Origin of the sequence: Streptomyces sp. 4F14 (assembly GCF_048159485.1) — a bacterium.
GTDB lineage: Bacteria > Actinomycetota > Actinomycetes > Streptomycetales > Streptomycetaceae > Streptomyces.
The window spans coordinates 108243-129132 of record NZ_JBLRVY010000021.1 but is presented as its reverse complement, the minus strand read 5'-3'; the positions used below and the strand labels follow the sequence as shown (position 1 = coordinate 129132).

General features: G+C 63.7%; 29 protein-coding genes, 5 tRNA genes and 1 pseudogene. 14 read left to right on the top strand and 21 right to left on the bottom strand.

Annotation, left to right across the window (positions count from 1 at the left end; genetic code table 11):
* Positions 1–7 precede the first annotated feature (7 nt).
* A complete protein-coding gene (locus ACLZOT_RS31860) occupies positions 8–382 on the top strand; it encodes a hypothetical protein (protein WP_416972576.1) in 375 nt (124 codons plus the stop codon).
* A gap of 13 nt (positions 383–395) precedes the next feature.
* Here ACLZOT_RS31860 and ACLZOT_RS31855 read toward each other — a convergent pair whose 3' ends face one another.
* On the bottom strand, positions 396–980 hold the full coding sequence (locus ACLZOT_RS31855; protein ID WP_416972575.1) for a hypothetical protein: 585 nt from the start codon (positions 978–980) through the stop codon (positions 396–398).
* Between the two features lie 74 nt (positions 981–1054).
* Positions 1055–1897, bottom strand: a complete 843-nt coding sequence (locus ACLZOT_RS31850; RefSeq protein ID WP_416972574.1) for a MurR/RpiR family transcriptional regulator — start codon at positions 1895–1897, stop codon at positions 1055–1057.
* A gap of 221 nt (positions 1898–2118) precedes the next feature.
* Here ACLZOT_RS31850 and ACLZOT_RS31845 point away from each other — a divergent pair, with 221 nt between their 5' ends.
* From ACLZOT_RS31845 to ACLZOT_RS31835, 3 genes are all read left to right on the top strand, one after another.
* On the top strand, positions 2119–2802 hold the full coding sequence (locus ACLZOT_RS31845) for a carbonic anhydrase (RefSeq protein WP_416972573.1): 684 nt from the start codon (positions 2119–2121) through the stop codon (positions 2800–2802).
* 72 nt (positions 2803–2874) lie between these two features.
* Entirely contained in the window at positions 2875–4542 is a 1668-nt protein-coding gene (locus ACLZOT_RS31840) for a SulP family inorganic anion transporter (protein ID WP_416972572.1), read from the top strand.
* A gap of 35 nt (positions 4543–4577) precedes the next feature.
* Positions 4578–5015 (top strand): hypothetical protein, encoded by a 438-nt coding sequence (locus ACLZOT_RS31835; RefSeq protein WP_416972571.1) that lies wholly within the window; start codon positions 4578–4580, stop codon positions 5013–5015.
* A 461-nt stretch (positions 5016–5476) separates the two neighbouring features.
* On the opposite strand, the pseudogene ACLZOT_RS31830 reads toward ACLZOT_RS31835, so the two are convergent.
* Positions 5477–5947, bottom strand: a pseudogene (locus ACLZOT_RS31830) (CBS domain-containing protein); the annotation flags it as partial.
* A 102-nt stretch (positions 5948–6049) separates the two neighbouring features.
* Between ACLZOT_RS31830 and ACLZOT_RS31825 the strand changes: the two are divergent.
* Complete coding sequence (locus ACLZOT_RS31825; protein ID WP_416972570.1) at positions 6050–7699, top strand: recombinase family protein; 1650 nt, start codon at positions 6050–6052, stop codon at positions 7697–7699.
* A gap of 141 nt (positions 7700–7840) precedes the next feature.
* Here ACLZOT_RS31825 and ACLZOT_RS31820 read toward each other — a convergent pair whose 3' ends face one another.
* From ACLZOT_RS31820 to ACLZOT_RS31740, 17 genes are all read right to left on the bottom strand, one after another.
* Positions 7841–8113 carry a hypothetical protein gene (locus ACLZOT_RS31820; RefSeq protein ID WP_416972569.1) on the bottom strand — a complete coding sequence of 91 codons (273 nt, stop codon included), beginning with the start codon at positions 8111–8113 and terminating at the stop codon, positions 7841–7843.
* A gap of 9 nt (positions 8114–8122) precedes the next feature.
* Positions 8123–9913 (bottom strand): DNA polymerase, encoded by a 1791-nt coding sequence (locus ACLZOT_RS31815; RefSeq protein WP_416972568.1) that lies wholly within the window; start codon positions 9911–9913, stop codon positions 8123–8125.
* Positions 9907–10398: an SAM-dependent methyltransferase gene (locus tag ACLZOT_RS31810; protein WP_416972567.1), complete on the bottom strand. Its 492-nt coding sequence runs from the start codon at positions 10396–10398 to the stop codon at positions 9907–9909. Before ACLZOT_RS31810 ends, ACLZOT_RS31815 begins: the two co-directional genes overlap by 7 nt.
* Before the next feature lie 232 nt (positions 10399–10630).
* Complete coding sequence (locus ACLZOT_RS31805) at positions 10631–11131, bottom strand: hypothetical protein (RefSeq protein WP_416972566.1); 501 nt, start codon at positions 11129–11131, stop codon at positions 10631–10633.
* Positions 11128–11679 carry a hypothetical protein gene (locus ACLZOT_RS31800; protein ID WP_416972565.1) on the bottom strand — a complete coding sequence of 184 codons (552 nt, stop codon included), beginning with the start codon at positions 11677–11679 and terminating at the stop codon, positions 11128–11130. Before ACLZOT_RS31800 ends, ACLZOT_RS31805 begins: the two co-directional genes overlap by 4 nt.
* Positions 11676–12485, bottom strand: coding sequence for a metallophosphoesterase (locus ACLZOT_RS31795; protein ID WP_416972564.1), 810 nt, complete (start codon positions 12483–12485; stop codon positions 11676–11678). The genes ACLZOT_RS31800 and ACLZOT_RS31795 overlap by 4 nt, the downstream gene beginning before the upstream one ends.
* Complete coding sequence (locus ACLZOT_RS31790; RefSeq protein ID WP_416972563.1) at positions 12482–12850, bottom strand: hypothetical protein; 369 nt, start codon at positions 12848–12850, stop codon at positions 12482–12484. The genes ACLZOT_RS31795 and ACLZOT_RS31790 overlap by 4 nt, the downstream gene beginning before the upstream one ends.
* Positions 12851–12919: 69 nt before the next feature.
* Positions 12920–13348: a hypothetical protein gene (locus ACLZOT_RS31785; RefSeq protein ID WP_416972562.1), complete on the bottom strand. Its 429-nt coding sequence runs from the start codon at positions 13346–13348 to the stop codon at positions 12920–12922.
* On the bottom strand, positions 13345–13761 hold the full coding sequence (locus ACLZOT_RS31780) for a DUF3310 domain-containing protein (protein ID WP_416972561.1): 417 nt from the start codon (positions 13759–13761) through the stop codon (positions 13345–13347). Before ACLZOT_RS31780 ends, ACLZOT_RS31785 begins: the two co-directional genes overlap by 4 nt.
* The gene (locus ACLZOT_RS31775) at positions 13758–14213 is read right to left on the bottom strand and encodes a topoisomerase (RefSeq protein ID WP_416972560.1); all 456 of its coding nucleotides are present in this window, start codon (positions 14211–14213) and stop codon (positions 13758–13760) included. Before ACLZOT_RS31775 ends, ACLZOT_RS31780 begins: the two co-directional genes overlap by 4 nt.
* 67 nt (positions 14214–14280) lie before the next feature.
* On the bottom strand, positions 14281–14682 hold the full coding sequence (locus tag ACLZOT_RS31770) for a CHC2 zinc finger domain-containing protein (protein WP_416972559.1): 402 nt from the start codon (positions 14680–14682) through the stop codon (positions 14281–14283).
* On the bottom strand, positions 14682–14975 hold the full coding sequence (locus ACLZOT_RS31765; RefSeq protein WP_416972558.1) for a hypothetical protein: 294 nt from the start codon (positions 14973–14975) through the stop codon (positions 14682–14684). Before ACLZOT_RS31765 ends, ACLZOT_RS31770 begins: the two co-directional genes overlap by 1 nt.
* Before the next feature lie 42 nt (positions 14976–15017).
* Positions 15018–15326, bottom strand: coding sequence for a hypothetical protein (locus ACLZOT_RS31760; protein ID WP_416972644.1), 309 nt, complete (start codon positions 15324–15326; stop codon positions 15018–15020).
* Positions 15283–15717: an endonuclease VII domain-containing protein gene (locus tag ACLZOT_RS31755; protein ID WP_416972557.1), complete on the bottom strand. Its 435-nt coding sequence runs from the start codon at positions 15715–15717 to the stop codon at positions 15283–15285. The genes ACLZOT_RS31760 and ACLZOT_RS31755 overlap by 44 nt, the downstream gene beginning before the upstream one ends.
* Entirely contained in the window at positions 15717–16055 is a 339-nt protein-coding gene (locus ACLZOT_RS31750) for a hypothetical protein (RefSeq protein ID WP_416972556.1), read from the bottom strand. The genes ACLZOT_RS31755 and ACLZOT_RS31750 overlap by 1 nt, the downstream gene beginning before the upstream one ends.
* Before the next feature lie 44 nt (positions 16056–16099).
* Positions 16100–16933, bottom strand: coding sequence for an AAA family ATPase (locus ACLZOT_RS31745; RefSeq protein ID WP_416972555.1), 834 nt, complete (start codon positions 16931–16933; stop codon positions 16100–16102).
* A gap of 56 nt (positions 16934–16989) precedes the next feature.
* Positions 16990–17754: a PD-(D/E)XK nuclease family protein gene (locus ACLZOT_RS31740; protein ID WP_416972639.1), complete on the bottom strand. Its 765-nt coding sequence runs from the start codon at positions 17752–17754 to the stop codon at positions 16990–16992.
* Between the two features lie 224 nt (positions 17755–17978).
* Between ACLZOT_RS31740 and ACLZOT_RS31735 the strand changes: the two genes are divergently transcribed.
* On the top strand, positions 17979–18197 hold the full coding sequence (locus tag ACLZOT_RS31735; RefSeq protein WP_416972554.1) for a hypothetical protein: 219 nt from the start codon (positions 17979–17981) through the stop codon (positions 18195–18197).
* Between the two features lie 178 nt (positions 18198–18375).
* On the opposite strand, the gene ACLZOT_RS31730 is transcribed toward ACLZOT_RS31735, so the two are convergent.
* Complete coding sequence (locus ACLZOT_RS31730; protein WP_416972553.1) at positions 18376–18867, bottom strand: hypothetical protein; 492 nt, start codon at positions 18865–18867, stop codon at positions 18376–18378.
* Positions 18868–19316: 449 nt separating this feature from the next.
* On the opposite strand from ACLZOT_RS31730, the gene ACLZOT_RS31725 reads away from it, so the two are divergent.
* The 8 genes from ACLZOT_RS31725 to ACLZOT_RS31690 all read left to right on the top strand — a co-directional run bounded on the left by ACLZOT_RS31725 (position 19317) and on the right by ACLZOT_RS31690 (position 20868).
* Positions 19317–19661, top strand: a complete 345-nt coding sequence (locus ACLZOT_RS31725) for an HNH endonuclease (protein WP_416972552.1) — start codon at positions 19317–19319, stop codon at positions 19659–19661.
* A 56-nt stretch (positions 19662–19717) separates the two neighbouring features.
* Positions 19718–19792 (top strand) — tRNA-Ile (locus tag ACLZOT_RS31720).
* A 56-nt stretch (positions 19793–19848) separates the two neighbouring features.
* A tRNA-Asp gene (locus ACLZOT_RS31715) sits at positions 19849–19919 on the top strand.
* 5 nt (positions 19920–19924) lie between these two features.
* Positions 19925–19996: transfer RNA gene (locus ACLZOT_RS31710), tRNA-Gln, on the top strand.
* Between the two features lie 6 nt (positions 19997–20002).
* Positions 20003–20076 (top strand) — tRNA-Lys (locus ACLZOT_RS31705).
* A 63-nt stretch (positions 20077–20139) separates the two neighbouring features.
* Positions 20140–20215, top strand: a tRNA-Pro gene (locus tag ACLZOT_RS31700).
* A gap of 60 nt (positions 20216–20275) precedes the next feature.
* Positions 20276–20446, top strand: a complete 171-nt coding sequence (locus tag ACLZOT_RS31695) for a hypothetical protein (RefSeq protein ID WP_416972551.1) — start codon at positions 20276–20278, stop codon at positions 20444–20446.
* Between the two features lie 218 nt (positions 20447–20664).
* Positions 20665–20868 carry a hypothetical protein gene (locus ACLZOT_RS31690; protein WP_416972550.1) on the top strand — a complete coding sequence of 68 codons (204 nt, stop codon included), beginning with the start codon at positions 20665–20667 and terminating at the stop codon, positions 20866–20868.
* The last annotated feature ends 22 nt before the right edge of the window (positions 20869–20890 follow it).

Below are 20890 nucleotides of genomic sequence, written 5' to 3'. Positions count from 1 at the left end.
AACGACCATGGCCAACACCGAGACCGCCCTCAAGGAAGCCCTCGCCTCCATCGAGGGGGCCACCGCCGTCGCCCTCGTCGACTACACCAGCGGCATGGCCCTCGGCACGCTCGGCGGCAGCAAGAGCTTCGACCTCAACGTCGCCGCCGCCGGCAACACGGACGTCGTGCGCGCGAAGATGCGGACGATGGAGCACCTCGGGCTGAAGGGGCAGATCGAGGACATCCTCATCACCCTCTCCGACCAGTACCACCTGCTGCGCCTCCTGAGCGGGCGCAGCGGCAACGGCCTCTTCCTCTACCTGGTGCTGGACGCCAAGCGGTCCAACCTGGCGATGGCGAGGCACCAGTTGAAGCGGATCGAGGAGGACCTGGAGGTCTGAGGAGCGGATCGCCTCAGACGCCGGCCGTGGTGCGGCGGCGCGATCCTCCGGGGGCCGCGTCGCCCGCCGCGATCCCTGTACCGCGGTACCCCTTCACGGACTTGCCCGCCGGGGCACCGCCGTACCGGCCGAGCCAGTCCACCCGTACCCACAGCAACTCCCCCTCGCCGCGCTCGCGTCGGCCCAGCCACGCCGCCTTCCAGCGCAGCCCCGCCCCGCATCCGGCGATCAGCATGCCGGGGGCCGCCGGTACGGCGAACGAGGCGGCGATCCCGATGGTCAGCGCGAGCAACAGCCACCAGCGGTTGCCCCGGCGCCAGTTCCGTACGGTGACCGCGCGGTCCTGGAGGACGTCGTGCCGGCCCGCACGGGCCGCGCCGCGCGCGAGAGCGACGTACCGCCCCCGCCGTGCGTACGCCACGACGGCCGCGGCGACGATGAACAGCGCGGCACCGGCCAGCACCCCGATCCGGCGCCCGGTGACACCGGGCGGCAGTACGCCGACGCCCGCCGCGAACACCCCGCACCACCACCACGGACCGGCCGCCGCCCGCACGACGACAGCCACCCGTGCCAGCCCCTGTCCTCCACGCACCATGCCCGCCTCCTCGTCGCCGACCCGTTCCGGCGGAAGCTACCGAGCGAACGTGAGACGAGTCTGAGAACCCGGCCTCACTCCACGAACAGCCCCCGCGCCACCGCCCCCGCGTCGAACTCCTCCAGCCTCGCCTGCGCGTCCGGCAGGTCGTCGCACATCGCCTCCAGCAGGACCCGGCCGAGCAGCATCGGCGCGCACGCCGTGTCGAAGGCCAGCCCCGTCCCGACGGCGGCGGGCAGCAGCAGGTCGGACGCCTTGGCGACCGGCGCGAACGCGGAGTCGGCGACGGTGACGACCGTGAGGCCCGCCCCCTTCGCGTACGTCAGCGCGTCCAGGACCTCCTTGGGGTGCCGCGGCAGCGCGAAGCACAGGAGCGCGCTCGCCCCGGCCCGGACTGCCGCGTCGATCCGGTCCTGGAGCAGGGAGCCGCCCTCGTGCAGGAGCCGGACGTCGGGGTGGACCTTGGCGGCGAAGTACGAGAAGCCGTACGCCTGGGAGGCCGCCGCGCGCAGCCCGAGGACCGGCAGGGGGCGGGACGCCGCGAGGAGCTGCCCGGCCCGCCGTACGGGCGCGGGGTCCGCGAGGACCTCCGCGAGATGCCGGAGGTTCTCGATCTCGGCCTCGACGGCCTGCTGGTACTCGTTGTACTGCCGGTCCGCGGCCCCCCGCTCGGGCGGCGCGACCTCCCGCAGGTGCCGGCGCAGCGCGGGGTACCCGTCGAACCCGAGCGCGACCGCGAACCGCGTGACCGAGGGCTGGCTCACGCCCGCCAGCTCCGCCAGCTCCACGCTCGACAGGAACGGTACGTCGGCGGCCCGCCGGACCATGCTGTGGGCGATCCTGCGCTGCGTGGGCGTGAGCCGGTGCCCTTCGAAGAGGGTCTGGAGCCGGGCCGCGGGTCCCTCGGACACGCTCATTCTTCTGCTCCCCCTGGCTATTCAGGCTGCGTCGTTCCTGCATGTTGTTATACACCCGGGGCTCGGGCGCCCGACCCCGTCAAGGGCCCGTATCGGACCGGCGATGATCTGAACACGGAAACACAAAGTGTCGTTAAACCGGCACACTCGGTGACGGATCAGGTGCATACCGTGAACAGGCCCTCCACCGAGGGCCCTTGGTACGACCCTGAGGATGCGTCATGCCCTCCAACCGCCGGGCCTTCCTGACGGCCGGCGCCGTCGGCGCCCTGGCCACCGCACCGGCCGCCGCCGCGACCCGCCTCCCGCGCCGCCGCCCCCTGCGCACCGGCCCCCCGGCCACCGCCTCCGCCGCCCTCGGCGAACTCCTCGCCGGCAACCGCCGGTACGCCGCCGGCCGCTCCAGCCACCCCCACGAGGACCGCCGCCTGCGCCGCACCCTCGCGGGCGGCCAGCATCCGTACGCCGTCGTCCTCGGCTGCGTCGACTCCCGCGTCCCGCCCGAGCTGATCTTCGACCAGGGCCTCGGCGACCTCCTGTGCATAAGGACGGCGGGGCAGGTTCTCGACGAGGCCGTCCTCGGCTCCATCCAGTACGGCGTCACCGAACTCGGCATCCCCCTCGTCCTCGTCCTCGGCCACGAACGCTGCGGTGCCATCGCCGCCACCCTCGACCACCTCCGCACCGGCGACGAGGTCCCCGGCCACCTCGAACTCCTCGTCGAGGAGATCGCCCCCGCCGCCCACCGCACCCGCGCGGCCCCCGGCGACTGGGCCGAACACACCATGACCGCCCACACGACATGGGTCCGCGACGCGATCCGCACGGACCCCGCGTTCGCGCGGGCGCAGGTGACGGCGGCACGGTTCGACCTGGACACGGGGCTGGTGTCGCTGCTGCCGTGAGGCCCCCCACCCTGGCCCCACCTCCACCTCCACCTCACCCCACCGCTCCGCACCCCGCGAAGAAGCGCCCCCATGAACCTCCCCCTCCCCACCCCCGCCGACCTCCGCACCCTCACCCACGACCCCCGCCGCAACCTCCTGTGCGGGCTCACCGTCGCCGTCGTCGCCCTTCCCCTCGCCCTCGGGTTCGGCGTCAGCTCCGGGCTGGGCGCCGCGTCCGGGCTCGCGACCGCCATCGTCGCCGGCGCCCTCGCCGCGCTCTTCGGCGGCAGCGCGCGCCAGGTCTCCGGGCCGACGGGCGCCATGACCGTCGTCCTCGTCCCGATCGTCCACCGCTACGGCCCCGACGGCGTCCTCACGGTCGGCCTCCTCGCGGGTCTCCTCCTCATCGCCCTGTCCTTCGCGAGAGCGGGCGCGGCGATGGCGTACGTGCCCGCGCCGGTGATCGCCGGTTTCACGGTGGGGATCGCCGCGGTGATCGCCCTCCAGCAGGTCCCTAACGCCCTCGGGGTCCCGTTGCCGCACGGCGAGCAGGTGGCGGTGGTGGCGGCACGGGCACTGGAGGAGTTCGAGGCGTCTCCGCACTGGGCTGCGCTGCTGCTGGCGGCGGGGTCGGCGGGGGTGGTGCTGGCGGGGGCGAGATGGAGACCGACGGTGCCGTTCTCGCTGGCGGCGGTGGGGGTCGCGACGGCGGCGGCGGAAGTCCTGAAGCTGGACGTGACCCGCATCGGCGCCCTCCCGTCGTCGCTACCGGCCCCCTCCCTCGATTTCCTCGACCTCTCACGCATCCCGACGCTCCTGCCCTCGGCCTTGGCAGTAGCCGCCTTGGCGGCACTGGAATCTCTACTCTCCGCATCGGTAGCAGACGGAATGTCGAACAACCGGCGTTCGGCAGGCTCCTTTAGGGGCGCGGGGCTGTGTCGATCTGCGGCTCCGCCGCGGGGCGCGAACAACCACGACGGCGCCGCACCCACCCACAACCCCTCCAAAGAACTCTTCGGCCAGGGAATCGCCAACCTGGCCGCCCCCCTCTTCGGCGGAGTCCCCGCCACCGGCGCCATCGCCCGCACAGCGGTGAACGTACGAACCGGCGCCACCTCCCGCCTCGCAGCCCTCACCCACGCCCTGATCCTCGCCGGAATCGTCGCGGCAGCGGCCCCACTGGTAGCCCGCATCCCACTGGCGGCCCTCGCCGGAGTCCTGTTGGCGACAGCCATCCGCATGGTGGAAACCGGCCCGGTACGAGCGATGGCGAGGGCCACCAAGGGCGACGCCCTGGTCCTCGCCCTCACCGCCGCCTCGACCCTCGCCCTGGACCTCGTCCGAGCCGTCCTCATCGGCCTGACCGTCTCCGCGGTCCTCGCCCTGAAAGCCGCCGCGACCACCACCCGCCTCACCCCCGCCGCCGCGAACGAACTCCCCGGCACGGAATCGGTCAGCTTCCGCTACGACGGCCCCCTCCTCTTCGCCGGCGCGCACAGCCTGCGCAGGGCCCTCACGGACGTGCACGGCGTGCACGCGGTGGAGCTGAGGCTCTCGGGCCTGACGGCCGTGGACGCGACCGGCGCCCTCGCCCTGAAGGACGCCGTGGGCGAGCTGCGCGGCCGGGGCATCGACGTACGCCTGAGCGACATCGGCCCCGCGCACCGCCACACGCTGGAGTCCGTGGGCGCCCTCCCGGTGACCCCTACGCCGAAGAGGGGGGCTATCCCCCGTGCGGCCGAGGCCCCCGCTCCCTAGCCTGGAGGAGGTTCAAGGGGAGTGAGGAGACGACGATGGCAACGGGCCGGGACACCGAACTGAAGAAGGAACTGGACGCGACCTTGCACGCGCGCAGGGAGCTGGGCGAGGAGTACGACTCGGCGCTGGTCGAATCGTTCCTGGAGAAGGTGGACCAGCGCATAGACGGCGCGGTGGAGCGCCGGGTACGCCGCCAGTTCGCCGAGCAGCAGATGTCGGCGGCGCGGGACGCCCGCAGCCCCCACGCCACGGACTCCTGGGGCGAACGCTTCGGCTTCGGCATCGTCTCCCTGGTCCTCGCGATCCCCCTCTCGGCGATCGGCGTCGTCAACGCGGACCTCCCGGGCCTCCTGATCACCTGGACCGGCATCGTGGGCGTCAACGCGGTCCACGCCTTCCGCTCCACCCCCGGCCTGCTGGACGCGCTGCGGGGACGCCGGAAGAAGCACGAGGAGGACCGCTGGGAGGACTGACTTCCCACAGCCCCCTCAGTGACCGTGAAAAACAAACCCGAAGACAGCCGCAACCATCAATTGAGCAACCCCCACGCCGAGCAACCACCTCCGCGAGAGCGGCGCCGGCTTAGGCGCAAAGAGGAGTAGGCGGGGACCGCCGCACCCCCGGTGAGGGGGGCGGGACGACGGCGGTCCCCGCGGGGACGCGAGCTGTGCCCTGCGTCCTGGCGTCTGTGGAGGTCCGGGAGCCGCTCCGGAGGTCCGTGACGCCGTTTTGGTCGCCGGTTCGGCGGGGAGCCGCTCCCGCCTGCCGACACCCACTAATGTGCCGGACTCGTGTTAAGCGAGTGCTGCGCGGACGTGACGCGCTCGTACCACTTCCGCGAAGTCCACCGATTCGGTGGGTAAAGGGAAGTTCCGTGGTGGCGCCGGGAGTTCACCGCAGGTTTCCCCGCCGTGCACCCCCGCCGCCGCCCGACTTACTTCGTGCCGCCCTTGGCGAGGAACGCCAGCAGGTCCTGCCGGCTGACGACCCCCTTGGGCTTCCCCTCGACGAGGACGATCGCCGCGTCCGCCTCCCCGAGCACCGACATGAGGTCCCCGACCGGCTCCCCGGAGCCGACCTGCGGCAGCGGCGCGGACATGTGCTTCTCCAGCGGGTCGACGAGGGACGCCCGGTTGTTGAACAGCGCGTCGAGCAGCTCGCGTTCGACGACGGACCCGACGACCTCCGCGGCCATCACGTCGGGGTGCCCGGCGCCCGGCTTCACGACGGGCATCTGCGAGACGCCGTACTCGCGCAGCACCTCGATGGCCTGCCCCACGGTCTCCTCGGGGTGCATGTGGACGAGGGACGGGATCGCGCCGTGCTCCTTGTCGTCGAGGACGTCGCTGACACGCGCGCTGGGGCCCTCGTCCTCCAGGAAGCCGTAGTCGGCCATCCATTCATCTAAGTCAATCTGTAAACCAGTGGTCAAGTTCAACCAGGTAAGCAACCATGGCTGGGACGGGATCACCGCAGGTCACCGGTACAGAGACTTAGAGGAGAGACGATGGCAGGCAGTTCCCGCAGCTACCTCAACCCAGAACTTGCGGCAGCTCTCAGACAGGGCAAGACGTTCGAAGATTGGCTGAACGGCCGTATACCCGGCCTGGACTACGCCCGGATCAGCGGGGACCAGGCCATCAGGTCGTCAACGCAAGCTCTGTCGCGGGAAAAGGGCCGTGGCGTCCGACACCAGCACGAGGGCAGCGTGGAGGTAGCAGCGGCCCACAACATCGCCATCGTCCGCTTCTACGAGGACAACAACATCACTGCGGCTGACCCTGAGATCACCCGCCCTGCCTTCCTGGAGATGACGAAGGCACTCCTCCATCGGAAGGTCCCTGAAGGGTTCCCCGTTCGCGCCATCGTCGCTACAGAGCATGAGCGCGTGTGGCGCCTACCAGAGGACTACATCAGGTTCCGCCGTGCCGTGATCACCGCTGGAGACGGAGTCTTCATCGAGCGTGGCAAGGAGTACGACATTGCCAGCGTCGGCGGGAACATCGTGGGCCTGGTCAACTCCGGTGTCTCCGAAGGAGAGGTCACCAAGACCAAGGAACGCATTATTCGGAACATCAACCGCAGAGCACAGGACGGCACCTCACCCGGCGGCCGTCGCCGCTTCGGCTACCTTCCTCAAGACCCTCTGAAGGGCCGGAAGGTCAACGAGAAGCTTTGCCCTGATGAAAGCGTTTGGGCCATAAGAATGAAGAAATGGGCATTGGAGGGCGCCGAGTGGAAAAGCATTGCCGCCCGACTGAGAGAGAAAGGGGTTAAGGGCGCAAGCGGGGCCGAATGGTATGGGGAAACCGTACGACAGTACCTCGTCAATGCCACAAATTACGGATGGAGGGAAATCCACGGGAAACTCGTCGTCGACAAGGAGGGTAATCCCGTTGTCGGGAAGTGGGAGACCATTGGCACCCCAGACGAGTGGCAATACATCTGCAACCTCTCCAAGCAAAGAGGGGCCAAGAGAGGAACAAGGCTGACCAACGGTGGAGGGAAAAATCCCGGCCCACCTGAAGGGCGAGCCCGGAAATACTTGTTTAGCGGATTCCTTCGCTGCGGAGGCATCCTAGATGACGGAACTATCTGCAACTCAAAAATTGGTGGAGTTCGCCGCCCCACCGCCTCTCAACCAGAGGGGTACGTCTACGCCTGCGTTGCACTTGGGTGCGGAAAGACCGCCCGCAACGGTGTCGCAGTAGATATGCACCTTGAAGCGCTGGTGGTGGCAGCCCTGGAAGCTCGATATAAAACCGTCCCAAAGAAGGTGGAGGAGTGGGAGGGTGCGGAACTCCTGGCGACCCTTCTAGAAAAGAAAAAAACCCTCACATCCAAATGGATGGAGGGTAAAGTTAGCGATGAGAACTTCTACGAACTCCTCCCCGGCCTTGAGGACAAGATAAAAGGGCTTGAACAAGACCGGGAAGAGCATTCGGTATCACTAACAGAAACAAACGCCTTCAATGGATGGGACCGGTCACGCTGGCACGGAGACCCCGAAAGGTCAATCCATCCAATGGATCTAACTCAGAAACGCACGGCCATAGGAAAGATCATAAGGGCAGTCATAGTCCAACCACTCCCAAAGGGGAGATCCAGGAGGGCCCAATTCGACCCGGATCTTTTGAAAATCATTCCTCGTCGATAATCTCCGAGAGGCCGAGGATCTGACGAAGGTCTCGGTCTTGTTCCTCAGAGAAAGGCGGGAGCTTATCCAGCTCCCGCCTTACCCATTCCTCAACAGACACTCTTTCCTTCAGTCCTCGACAGGGGGAAGCCGCAGGAGCCCTCACCCCTTGGGCTCAGGGGTCGGCTCCACGAGGGCCAGCCCCATGAGGCTGGCCCAGGTGTCCCCCGCCATCTCCGTAGCCAGCTCGTGAGGCACGCCGGACGCCATAGCCTCAGTGAGCACAGTGCCGGAGATCCGGGCACACGCGATGGCGTACGCGCCTTGCTTGTGCAGCCGTACCGCGTTGATCTCGGACTCGATGCCGGAGATCAGCTCTTCGAAGGAACCTCCCTCTTCGCCAGCACCATCGGTGTTCTTGTCGATCTCTTCCACCAATCCCCCTTAGTGTTTGCTTGCTTCCAGGTCCAGCACGCTCCCCCAGGAGCGACCACCGATTTCCGCGTCTGCGGGAATGAGGAGACCCTGAACCTCGAACTCCATGAGCTTGACGGCCTCACGCGCCATCTCCGGCGCTTCCTTCTCCGGGAACGAAAAGACAATTTCATCGTGGATCGGGAGTCTCATGTACGGCGTGAAGCCCGCTTGATCAAGCTTCAGCAAAGCGCGGGCCGTTACGTCCCTCGAACCGCCCTGGATGAAATAGTTCAGTGCTCGGAACCATTTACCGGGGTCGACCGGAAGTCGACGACCTGTAGCAGTCCAGACGTATCCTGTTTTTCTGGCTTCGTCGGCAAGCCGTTTTCCGAATACCCCGACACCCGGATACGTCTCGCTGAACGCCTTGAGAACCCTCCGTGCCGTTTCCTCGTCTACACTGGCTTGCTCCATGAGAGCCGCCCAGCCGCCCCCGAATACGGTCAAGAAATTGGCCATCTTGCCGACCTTGCGGACTACCCCGGCCGCGTCGGCGGTTAGCTTGTGTAGATCCTCATTGTTGAGGAATGCCCGCAGCATAGTCGGATCGCGAGAGAACGCGGCCAGATAGCGAAGCTCCATATTCCCAAAGTCGATCGAGCAACTGACGTGGCCCTCATCGGCTAGGAACATGTGCCGGACATAGCCGTCGCCCGCAGGGAATGTCTGTGCCGGGATACTCCCGGAAATACTCATCCGGGAAGTCCGGGCCTGAAGGCTATTGATGCTCGCATGTACCCGGTTATCCGGGCCTCTCCCATTCAACGCCCGCTCAAACCAGGTTTTACGCCATTTCCCTGCCTTCTTGGCCTGGACGACCGCGTTGGCTAGCTCGTGATCGATAGTCGATAGAACATCGTCGTCTATCGACAGGTTCCCCTTAGCTGTCCTCTTGACGAGACGGACACCCATTTCGGTGAACACTTCAATGAGCTGCTGATTGCTGTTGACGTTCTCGACACCGAACGTCCCGGCAGCAGATTCCCACTTCTGCTGTTCGGCAGTGAGTTCCCCACAACGCATCTCGGCGTACTCGACATCGAGGAGGTACCCGTTGCGCTCCATTTTGGCCGTGACGTGGGCTAGTTGATGTTCCCAGCCGATGAGCCCTTTGACCTTGGAGCGGGCTGGTACTAGCCGGTAGAGGATCTGAAACAGGCGGTACGCGAGGGCCGGGTCCATTCCGGCGTACAGAAGGTAATCCGAGTCGAACAGCTCAACGAGCTTCCATATCTTCTCCTTCGTCGTTTTGTACTTCTTGGCTATGGTGGCCATCGAACCTTTGACCTCATCTGCTGTTTTCTCGCAGATGTAAGCCTTGGTCAGCTCTTCGAGCTTGAGGCCGGGCCCCTTTTCCTTGACCGCTCTCGGGTCGACGAGGTGCGCCAGGAGGCGGGTGTCCCACATCCGAGGCGCTAGCTCCTCCATGGGAATCCCTAGGGCGACCTCGACCACATGGAGGTCAAAGGTCCCGTTGTGGGCTACGAGCCATTCGAGCCGCCTAAGGGCCTTTCTCGCAGCCTCCGCGAAGGCTGGGCCCAGCTCGACGGGCACGACCCACGTTTCGGCCCCTGTACCGAACTGGGCCAGCCGGCACCTGAAGTCCGGCGCCCACCAGTCGAGTCCGGTCGTCTCCGTGTCGAACCCGAGGATTCGATGCCGAGAGATGAAATCCTCGAACTCTGGTAGATCGCGCTCGGTCTCGACTACGCGGATTGATATCGGTTGTCCCTTGAGCCGGTAGGAGAGGGTCAGCATTGAATCCCCTGCCCTTCAAGGAACGCTCTGCCTATGTACTCCATGTAGGCGGGAGGGATGCATTCACGGATTCCCTCACGGCTCATCCACTGAACTCCGAGGTCTTCTTTCGCGCCTTCGACCCCGACAAAGTTTCCGACGTAGACGCCCATTTCTTCGGGCTGTCGACGTCGCCCCATTTTTGTTTGGCGCCTCACGTGTTCCGGGTGGTCCGGAGCCTTGAGGTCCCAGCCGCCTACCTCAAACAGACGGTGCCGGTAGGTGTTGAGTCCGAAGTACGCGCCGCACAGCAGCACCGGATCCCTCATTTCCGGTTCGGCGCCCATGACGTTCTCGATCACCCAAGGAACGCCTACAGCGTTTAGTGCATCCCGGGTCGGCGCTAGTAGGTCGAGGTGATCATTTTTCCTGATTCGCTGTGTCTTGCTGTAGAACTGGCAGGGTGGAGAGGCGTGTATGAAGTGGAATCGGTGGCCGTAGGTCAACAGGAACTGGATGGCCTCGGCTTGAACAAACTCAAATGGGTAGCGTGGCTGCGGAGAAATATCGACGCCGACGACTTCAAATCCTGCGGCGCGGTATCCCGTGCTCGCTCCCCCCTGGCAGCAGAAAAGGTCCAGTAGTTTGAAGATCCTTACCCCCGTTCCTCGTGGGACAAAAAATGGGGGCCGAGGAATCCTCGGCCCCCTGTGGTGCCTTAATCAAGCAAGTAGTTCTTTACGAGAAAGATCCGTCCTTCTGTCGCCAGAGCGGGTCACACTGCGAGCCCTTGGGGGCATTGCAGAACAACGCCGCCCATCCGCTGCCGCCGTTCTTACCGTTTCCCTCGCGGAGCGTCCGGCCGTGCGTGCACGGGTCGCTATCCGGAGCCTGTGCCGGCTGAACCTTGCCGTTGGTGAAGGTCTTGGGCGCGCTATCGCCGCCGGGCTGGTGGGTGGCGCGCATCTTCACGGCCGCTGAACTCACCAGCTCGATGACCCCGTTGTCGGCAAGGGCCTGGACCAGCTCCCTGACCCGCTTGGCGGCCTCGTCTCCGGTAGCGCCGTAGACGGTGGGGGTCAGCCACTCGGCGTCATAGCCAGGCGCGGCCTTGAGCGTGATCCCGATTTTGAACGGGTTCGGGTTGGCGGTTGGAGTGTTGATAGGCGTCTCCTTCTGTGTAGGAGTGGGCTGTTCTCCCCATGGCGAGGGGCCGTCGAAAGGATTCGGAAAACTCAAGCGGCCACCTTTCTGATCGTTCGGTTCATTTGACGAGCCAGAGCATCAACAGCTCGGTTTCCGGCCTTGCGCTCCGTGTCGTCCTTCGGCGGGAGGCCGTAGATGTACCGGCGTGTGAGCACGTCCCGCTGTGCCGGAGTCAGCTTGGGAAGGGACACCGAGGCGTCGAGGCGGGCGGAGATAACGTTGTCGGTTATCCGGCAGGAAAGGAGGTCATCCTTCTTTCCCAGCATTCCGCCCAGCTCTTCGTCTGTGTAGACGAATGTTGCTAGGGCGTGCTTTGCCTCGCTTGGCGTGTAGTAATAGCGGCCGTCCTCGACGTCTCGCGCGTCGCGCTCTTTGGAGGCGTGCTGGGTACCGACCTTCTTGCAGAACTGCCACAGAAACGGGTCGGTGTAATTCTTCTCGATCATGCTCTTGCGCTCGTAGGCATGAAGCAAGATCGATTGCTTGACGTCGTCTTTCTCGACGATACTCCAGGCGGACGCGATAGATCGAGCCGTCTTGTCTGCGATATCTGCGACATACGCCCAGTCGATCTCTGTCACGCGGTACTCTCCTTCTTAGCGAAGCGCCCTCCGGCGCCTCTTGCGATTTTTCCGTAACGAACTCCCTCCACGACGAATGAACCGTCTCGGCGGATGTCTACGGGATAGGGGGATACGTCGTGGTCTCCGACATAGAGAATGCCGAATCCGGCTTGCCAGTTGGCCACGGCCCCGGGGCCCAGATATTGGGCTTTTCTCGGGTCCATCATGTGCCCAACTTCCATCCCCCAGCGCATTCCCCCGAGATGACTGGGGCCGTGCCGGCGGACGCCCAGGCGGTGAGTGTGGCCCATGACGAGATTGGTAGTGGCCTTGCTCGCATGGCCGTATGCCGTCGAGCCCGCTATCGCAGACAGCCCCTTGATCTCGTTCCCATGTATGAGCGCGGTATCAGGGCCGACCTTGTGAAATGGCGGAGTCAGGTCGATACCGAATCCGTCGAAGTCCAGGAGTCTGGAGAAATGGAAATCGTCGGCGTACTCAGCCAAGGCCGGGGCCTTGGCGCTGAGGTACGTTCTGGGCCGAAGGTCGTGGTTGCCTTCCAGGATTCCGAATGGCCCGTCGTAGACGGCTCGGATCGGCTCCAGAACCCGGCGTTTCGTAACTTCCGAATCGCTCTTCACCTGCTGCCGGTACTCATACCTCGTGCCCTCGTTCCACCGGCTCGGCGTCTCGAAGTCGTTGAGATCGCCGATCTGATACAGCTCGTCGGGCTGGTAGTCCTTGAGATACGCGACTACGTTGTTGAGTGCCTTCGGATCATGGTAGGGAACCTGAAGATCACTCAGGATTACAACTCGTTTCAAATACTCTCCCCCATCGCCTTTATGTACGCCTCCCCCCAGGGCATCCCTTCGTCCTGGTTGAACTGCAAGACGCCGAGCTTGATTGCCATGCTGCGAGAGGCCCCACGAGTGACCTCATTGAGCATCTGGACAATCGTTTGCCCCTCATGCTTTTCCAGCTCCCCGAGCGGAACACCGAGCCGGTGCAGTACGACACCGATTACGCACCCTGCACCGACGCGTTCCCCTGCCTCGTCCTCATGGACGTAGAAGCAATCTCCTACGTCCTTGACCATGTATTCCGGCGGGGAGTACACGTACTCCGGGCGCTCGGCCACGACTTGACGCAGCATTTCCCGAAGCTGTCCGTCAGCCACGGTGATCACAGAAACTCTCCTCGGCGGTATGGGTACAAGAAAGGGGCCCTCGGCTTTCGAGGGCCCCTGAGTTGGTCGTCAGGCTGCGGCCAGCTCCTGGCCGCAGCCGGGCAGCGGGGTCGAGTGCAGTTCCGCGTCTGCCGTGACCGCCTTCTTTAGAGCTTCACTCCACGTCCGCCCCTGGTCCTGGTCGCGCTGCGCGTGCGCCAGGAGTGAGGCCACACGGTAGGAGACGCCGACCACTCCCGCTCTCGATAGCGCCACGGTCGCCCCGAGCGTCTCGGCCTTCGCCAGATCCGCCAGGGATACCCCGAGCCGATGCAGGACCGTGCCGACGAGGCATCCGCATTCCTCGGTGCCGTCCTCGGCGCGGTGCACGTAATAGCACTGGTTCTTGTCCGTGCTGCTCCGCATGTTGATAGGAGCCTCGTAGACCTTTTCCGGGTTCTCCTCGACGACGGAACGGAGGGCCGATACGACCTGTTCATCGGTCAGGATGTAACTCACTTGGGCTTATCCTTTTCCACTCGCTTGATTTCCCGCTCGATGTACCAAGCGGCTTTCCTCAGGTCGTCCAGCTCGGCCGTAGACGTCTTGCGCCCTGCGCGAGCCAAGTACTTGACCGCGTTCCCGCGGTTGAAATTCAGGTGCTCGGTGAGGTCGATTACCTCAATGCCATTCGGTAGCCACTTGTAGTGGCTCGGACTGTTCACGTTGTCCGAGACGGGATCTGAAGCGCTGTCCCGCTCCAACTCGTGCTCGGCGAATGCCTTGTGTGTGTGAAGCCCGTAACTGTCCTTGAAAGAGACACCGTAGGGGTATGGGGCTGTGGCCGACGCATTGACGGATGCCACTACCCCACGACAGCCCTCGTATCGCCCCACGACGATCCTGACCTTCTCCATCCGCTCGTACTTCACAGGCCGATCCTTTTTCGTAGGGCCTCAGGCCCGAAGTTCACGAGCACTGAATTTGAGTCCTGGTCGCCGGTCATTCGGATCACTTTCCCGCGCGGGATTTTGGTGGCGAGGTCGTCCATGAAAACTTCGCCGGGCTCGTCCTCGGCGATCAGATAGACGACCTCGTACCCCAGGAGTGCGGGAGTCCAGTAGTCCCGCCAGGTCCCCGTGCCGGGAGCACCTACGGCCGGCACCCCGGCGAGGGTCCACGACAGAGCGTCGATCTCGCCCTCGACCACCACCAGGACCGAGCTGGGCTTAACCAGGGCCGTGGTGTTGTAGAGCCTCGGGGGGTCACCCGGCAAGGTCAAGTACTTGCCGTGCCCCCGGTGAGCCTCCTTCTCGCCCATCTGGCAGAGGTAGTAACCAGCAGGGCCCATCACGCACTCGTCGGCAATGCAGCGGAATCGCACGGTAGCTACTCCGTGATCGCCACCAGCGGGGCGGAGGTACGGGATGCAGAGGTGCCCGCTGTAGCGCTCATGCCCAGTCCTCGCCGAAGCGACGTAGCCGAGTCCGTACCTCTCTGCGATCTCGCCCAGGCCGCGAGCCCTGACGTACGCCTCGGCTGGGCTCCCCTTGTAGCTCTGGTGGTACTCCCTTGCCGTCTCCACTGAATTCGGTACGTGCAAATTTTTGGGCGTCAGTGAAGCCAAAGCCCTCCTCCCTCATGATGACGCTGTATGAGTCCTCGCTGAGATTGCAGGCGAAGCAGGCCCAACGGTCTTTATCAAGGTCCACAGATGCCGATGGGACCGAGTCCGGATGTGACGGAAGGGGGCAAGCTACTCGCACTCGCCCCCTCTTTTCCCCCAGCTCTAGCCCGTAGTAGTGGGCGAGTATGCGCCCGATCGGCGGCTTAAGCGCTGACGGCTCATCCATCACACCGCGCGAGTGGCGGACGTCTTGCCGGGCTTGTTGCGGAAGCAGATGGCGTTCGTCGTACTGAGGTTGATCAGGTTCATCGGGTGATCCCGGCGCGGGTCGTCGTAGACCTTGATCCCCGCCTTCTGAAGGGCCTGAGCCACATTGCGGTAGTCCCCTCGGGGGCTCGCCACGACGTCGCCCGCGAGGAAGGCGCCGACGGTCGCTATTACCTCCGCCTCGGCCCGACTCAGCGTAAGAGTGATCGTCTCCGTGATGGTGGTTTCGGCCTTGAGTTCAGCGTGCGCCATATCAAATTCCTTGCCTGGTCTAGGGTCTGAGGTACAGGGGAGTTACCAGGTGTAGAGATCCGGGGTCGGCTTCTTAAGAAGCCGCATGGTGCCCTGTACCTGCTTCCGGTACTTCGCGGAAAGTCCCTGTCCCTGGAGGGCGTAGTACACCGCATCGGCGTGCTTACGCGGAGAGTCCTTGGAATCCCCGCTGACCGAGCCCACGATGCTCATGAGGGTCTCGGCCTCGTCCTGGGTAAGGGTGAGGGTATAGCCCGGAACTGTCTCCGTCTTCGTGACTTCCTGGGTGATGCTCGTACGCGCGCACTTAGCCATTTGGGGCTCCCTTATCGTGTGTGTATCGAGGTCCAAGGACTTTCCATGCCGGATAGTCCTCTAGGTAATCTGCGGCCCGCCTGAGTACTTCGGGCTGGTCCCTGGCGCCTCGCGCCAGGAGTTGGCTGTTGCAGCGGGCACACAAAAGGCCGCGTACCGCCTCTGTCTTGTGACAGTGGTCCACGGCCAAATTGGTTTTACGTGTTTCCTGGCAGATCGCGCAGCGTCCGCCCTGTGCCTCGTAGAGGCGTTGGTATTCCTCGCCTGTCAGGCCGTATGTGGCCTTGAGCCTCGCATTTCGCGATGCCTGCCGGCGAGTGCTTTTGCGACAGGTAGAGCAGATCTTCCCCCGAGGGGTGTAGAACCGCTCAGCCCGGTTCTTACCGCACTTCGTGCATTCCCGGTACCCTTTTCGGGGTTGAGCCATTAGCCCCCTGCCCTGATAGCCCTCTCCAGCTTCTGAAGCTCCTTGAGTCGCGCATTCTCGTCCACCATGGCGAAAAGGTTGAAGATCGGGACAGCCTTCCGCAACCCTTTTTGCGGGATGTCGATCACTGCCGTCTTTACCCCGCCCGAGGCGGCGCCGACGAGGACTCGGGAAAGCTGGTGGAGGTTCAGGTGCCTCGGGTCAGCAATCACGACCACCACGGCTGCTCCCTCGGTGTCCACCTTAGAGAGGTCGAGATCTTTGAACCGAGATTCGAGAGCGAAGCCAAATTCGCGCTCCGCCTTGAACCCACCGCGAACAACCTTCTGAATCCCCATCGTGCAGCTCACTGTGAACCCCTTCCGCCCCAGGAGGCAAGTTTTTATGCAGCGATCATTTCCGGGAAGTCCTCTTCAAGCTCCTCCAACCGCAGATTCGAGCGGTTCATTCTGAAGCTCGCGAACGTCTTACCCGACGAGTCTTCGAAGCCTTCACGGTTCTTCACCGGCGAGAAGTGGACGATACGCGAGTCAAGTCCGTCCACCTCTTTGTGAGCCGTCAGGATCAGCGCCGGAACCCTATGGACTTTGCCCTTGATGCCGCTAAGAGGAATCGGCTTGAGGCCGTCCGAGTGCTCACCTACTACATGGTGGAGACCTAGCACATGCGCCGTTGTTTCCCGAGCCATTTCGCCCAAGTACTCGCATAGCCCCTCCAGGCTGAAAGTGAAACTCTCCGCGTCTCCGACGACTCCGACGTCAACATTTGTAATGTTGTCGACAACTATCAGATGTGGAGTACATCCGTACACCTCCAGATAGCACAAGAGGTGCGTCTCTATCTCACGCTGCGAAGGTCGCGCCGAGAAATTGAATCGAGTCCACCAGCGCTCCCCTAGTGCTGCTTCATACTCTCCGAACTCTCCTCCCACAAGCGCCTTTTTGATGGACTTCGCATCATCACCGGTAATCATGGCTGTGGCCCGTGCCACCTGCGTTGCGGAGCTTGAGTCAGCCGAGAAGTACAGCACCGGGACGTTCACGGAGAGAGCTAAGAACAGAGCAAAGATGCTTTTCCCTGTGCCCGGTCCTGCGGCCACCAAGGACAGCTCCGACCGACGGAACTCGACCTCCAGCTGCCGCAGGGACTTGAACGTGTGTGGGAGCGGCTCACCTGCCGACCCGCGTATGCCAACTGACTGCGTCAGAGAATACAATCACCCTCCATTTCATGCCCTCGATCGCGGGAGGCAACTTTTGCGACAAAAAATATTTACGTCCTGCTGAATCTGCATGCGTGGGATACATCGCAGAACCGGCAGTGAAACCCGGGCTTGGCAGGGAAGGCGCCGACCTTAACAGCTTGATCCATGGCCACGAACCGCTCTGCAACGAAGTCTTCAGTCACACCTGTCAGATCTACCGGCCTGGAAAGATTTCCCGTCTTGGCCATATACCAATCTGCGTCATTGACCTCCACCCCAATCACCTTCCGGGCCAGTACTCCGTAAGTCTGAAGCTGGAATTTGCTCTTTGTCGAGCCGGTTTTCACGTCCCGCACTCTGACAGATCCGCCCGAGCGATTCACCAGCTGGTCCACATAGCCCTGGACAGTGACACCCCCGATATCGGCCGTCAAGTGCTTTTCCACACCGATCTCACCGGAAGGACTCTTCCAGATTTCGGGTTGATGCTCCTCGGCCCACCTGACGTATGCCCTCGCCTGGTCCATCCCCAGGATGTACCGAGCCTCAATATCGGACTGGCCGTCAGTGCCGGCGGTCATCCACCGCCCCAAACGCGGCTCCCTGCTCAGAGCCGCCTGAGTAGCGGTTGTGTACTCCGCCGCAAACACGTCCGCAACTTGGCCTTGGGAAAGGGCACGCCCGCTCCGCTCATGTGCCTCAACAGCAGCATGCACCGCTGTGCCCTGATGAGACCACGCGGCAGGCCGGGGCGTCACCCTCTTTACCCGCTGCAACTCGTACTGGTGCGGGCACCGCTCATACTGCTCAACTTGCGACACGGAGCGCGTCATCGTCGCGACCCGGGTATAACGGTCGGTCATACATCCCCCACTCGTCTCGAACACCCGGATGCACCACGTGCACACAAAAGCTCCTGGACCCCGGGAATTTCCTGTGAGGATGGTCGTAGACGTCTGATTCCACAACCCGATTTCGCCACGGAGCCCCCAGTTCCGTACCCAGCTCCCGGAGGGCCACAAGATCCTCAGCCGCCAGAACATCAGCCTCAGTCACGATGAAGTACGAGCCTGCGATGCCCGTACGGAACATGGTGATCGTCAGCAGCCCTGACGCGTACCACTCCACACGTGTCACCACTTGGGCCTCCCCCAGGCTCCGGCGCAGCTCCATGCGGTTCCGCCACTGCCCCCTGGCCGCGCCCCCCACGCTCATACATCCACACCCCCGCGTGCTCGTCGTCGTACTCGAACGCCCGTACTACTTCCGTCCGTGACCTCGACTGTACGCGGTGTGACGTATGGAGCAAGTGCGAATACACCTGTGGGCAGGGTCACAAAGATTTAGCCCCGGTCAAGGGCAACCAAAAAGGGCCTTCAGGAGTCTGTGCGCTCCTTCGGCCCTTGATCTGGCTCACGCGGAATCCGTCAGCCCCTCTCCCGTCCTCAAGCGGACTAGGCTCCCGCGCTCCCTCCTTTCGCCTTTGGGAGTTTTAGCAGTTCAGCACGCCCGTCCTTCTGCTCCTTGTCGGGCCACCGCACCACGAGAGCACCGTCTTTCTCCGCGTCCCGCGGAACGTAGTGCGCGCCCTCCTCGGCGTTAACAGCAAGCACTTCACCCGCCGAAACTCGACGGAGAAACGCGTTCAAGGATTCCAGCCCCCGCGCAGAAATAGGCTCCCCAAGCTGCTGACGCACATAGTTCCGGAGCCCCATCATGGGTGCCTGGCTCCAAATTTTCCTCTTGGCACTGTCGGAATATTTAGAGAAATCCCAGGGCAGCACCCTGTTAAGCTTCGAGAAATCCCCTCGTTTATACACTTCCATCTCATTAAAGCGCTTAGTCACCGCCTGCCGAGTGACGTCATACATGTCACCTATTTCCGCATGGGTAAACCCAGCAGCTTCCAATTTCAAGAGCTTGAGATTGTCAGGCAGTTTCGCCATACCTCGTCACCCATTTCCATTCAGCCCTCAAGGCGTTCCATCCCCTCCCCACAGGCACCCCTGAGGTACGGGCATCGTACCCACGCTGTCCAGCCAGCTACACCCAACACTCTCCCTCGTGTGATCCAGGTCTCACATGCACCTCTTGCGTCCCATGTGACCTCAGAGGACACGTACATACCTAGTGAGTAGCAACGAAGGAAAGAAGCTCTTTACTTCAGTCACTTAACTTTACTTAAAGTAACAAGGTAAACGGTCCGCAAAAGCGGACTTCCGGATTCCCTTAGCTATTCAACTAACCACTTCACTGAGGCTCCCTGTCGGCACTGTGCCGCAGGTCGAGGACGAGTGGAGGGGTGGCGACCCTGGCGCCAGATCAGCATCCGCCAGGGCCGCCCATCGTACTCCCCCCGCAGTACAGACCCGCTGATGAGAGGGGGTGGGGCGCCATGCCTCGTGCAGCGTCCATCTGCCTCGTTCGAGGCTGCGTCAAGCGCACTGCCCGCGCAGGCCGGTGCGAAGTCCATGCACCTGCTCCTGAGCCTTCCTGGACTCGCCCGAGCGCTCGAAATCAGACCAACCGTGCGGTTTCTTCGCTGTGGGAACGAAGGGTTAGACCTCTGGCACTTGCCCGTGACGGGTTCGCCTGTGTGCGCTGTGGTGGACGTTCCGCCCTGGAGGTCGATCACGTTGTTCCGATCGCTCAGGGCGGAACATGGACGCTCGACAACGCTCAGACGTTGTGCCGTGACTGCCATGGGCGGAAATCCGCCGAGGAACGACGGAAAACGTAGCGGTACCCGGCAGGTGTATGCGATATCGGACCGCAGCCCGATCCCTGCCGGGCCTATGGCTATTAGCTCAGTCTGGTTAGAGCGCCGCCCTGATAAGGCGGAGGTCCTGGGTTCAAATCCTGGATGGTCAGCAGTGGGGTAGCTCCCCTGGCCCTGGAACTCCCTCTGATCAAGGGACGGACGGGCCGCGCGTTTAGTTCAGCGGCCTAGAACTCCCCCTGTCCGGGGGCAACGCGGGTTCGAATCCCGCAGCGCGCCTACATTCCCTGGTGGTGTAATTGGCGGCACGCCGGGCTCTGGTCCCAGCAATTGGGGTTCGAGTCCTCGCCAGGGAGCTTTCCGATTCCGTAGCTCAGTTGGTAGAGCGGGGGGGCTTTTAATCCTCTGGTCGTGGGTTCGAGTCCCACCGGAATCACTGGACAGGGCCTCGGTGCATGGCACCCGTAGCCGTAATGGGCCTGAGCCCCTGTCCTTTCCACTGGTCGTAGCTCAGTAGGCAGAGCGCCGCATTTGGGATGCGGAGGCCGCAGGTTCGAGACCTGCCGATCAGACCACCACCGCCAGGCCCCCGAGGGGGCCTTTGTTGTTACCACCTCAGTAGGAGTGATGCGCCAATGAGCGATGCCGTCCCCCAGCTCCTGGAGGAGCCCGAGGGGCCTCGCCTCCGTGAAACGGGTCAGCCACCCCGGGCTCGACGTGAGCGAGCCTGGCGACAGGACGCGCGCACCGAGTTGCGTGACCTCGCGGACCTGTACCCGGATCTCCCGGAGGTGCGGATCAAGTGACTCGGGGACCAGCGCCCAAGGACAACGCGCAGAGGCGCAACGTGCATCCGGGCGCGCAAGTGCTGCCGGCTGAGGTCCAGCCGGGCCGGGAGCTGCCGAGGGGGCTCGGCATCAAGACGCCGGGAGCCAAACGGTTTTGGCGGACCTGGAGCACAGCGCCGCAGACAGCGGCTTGGACTGAGACGGACTGGGCGGAGCTGGAGATCACAACCCGGCTCGTGGACGGCCTGTTCCTCGGCGACCTGAAACTAGCCGGTGAAATCCGTCAGCGAGTTGCCAAATGGGGTGCAACGGTCGAGGACCGTTCCCGGCTTCGGATGACGTTCGAGAAGCCCTCTGAGAACGAGGCACCTTCCGGTGCCGGAGCCCCTTCAGACCTGGATATGGACGAGGAGCTGTACCGGCTTTTGAACGGCTCTTAGATGGATAGGCGGGTGATGCCGG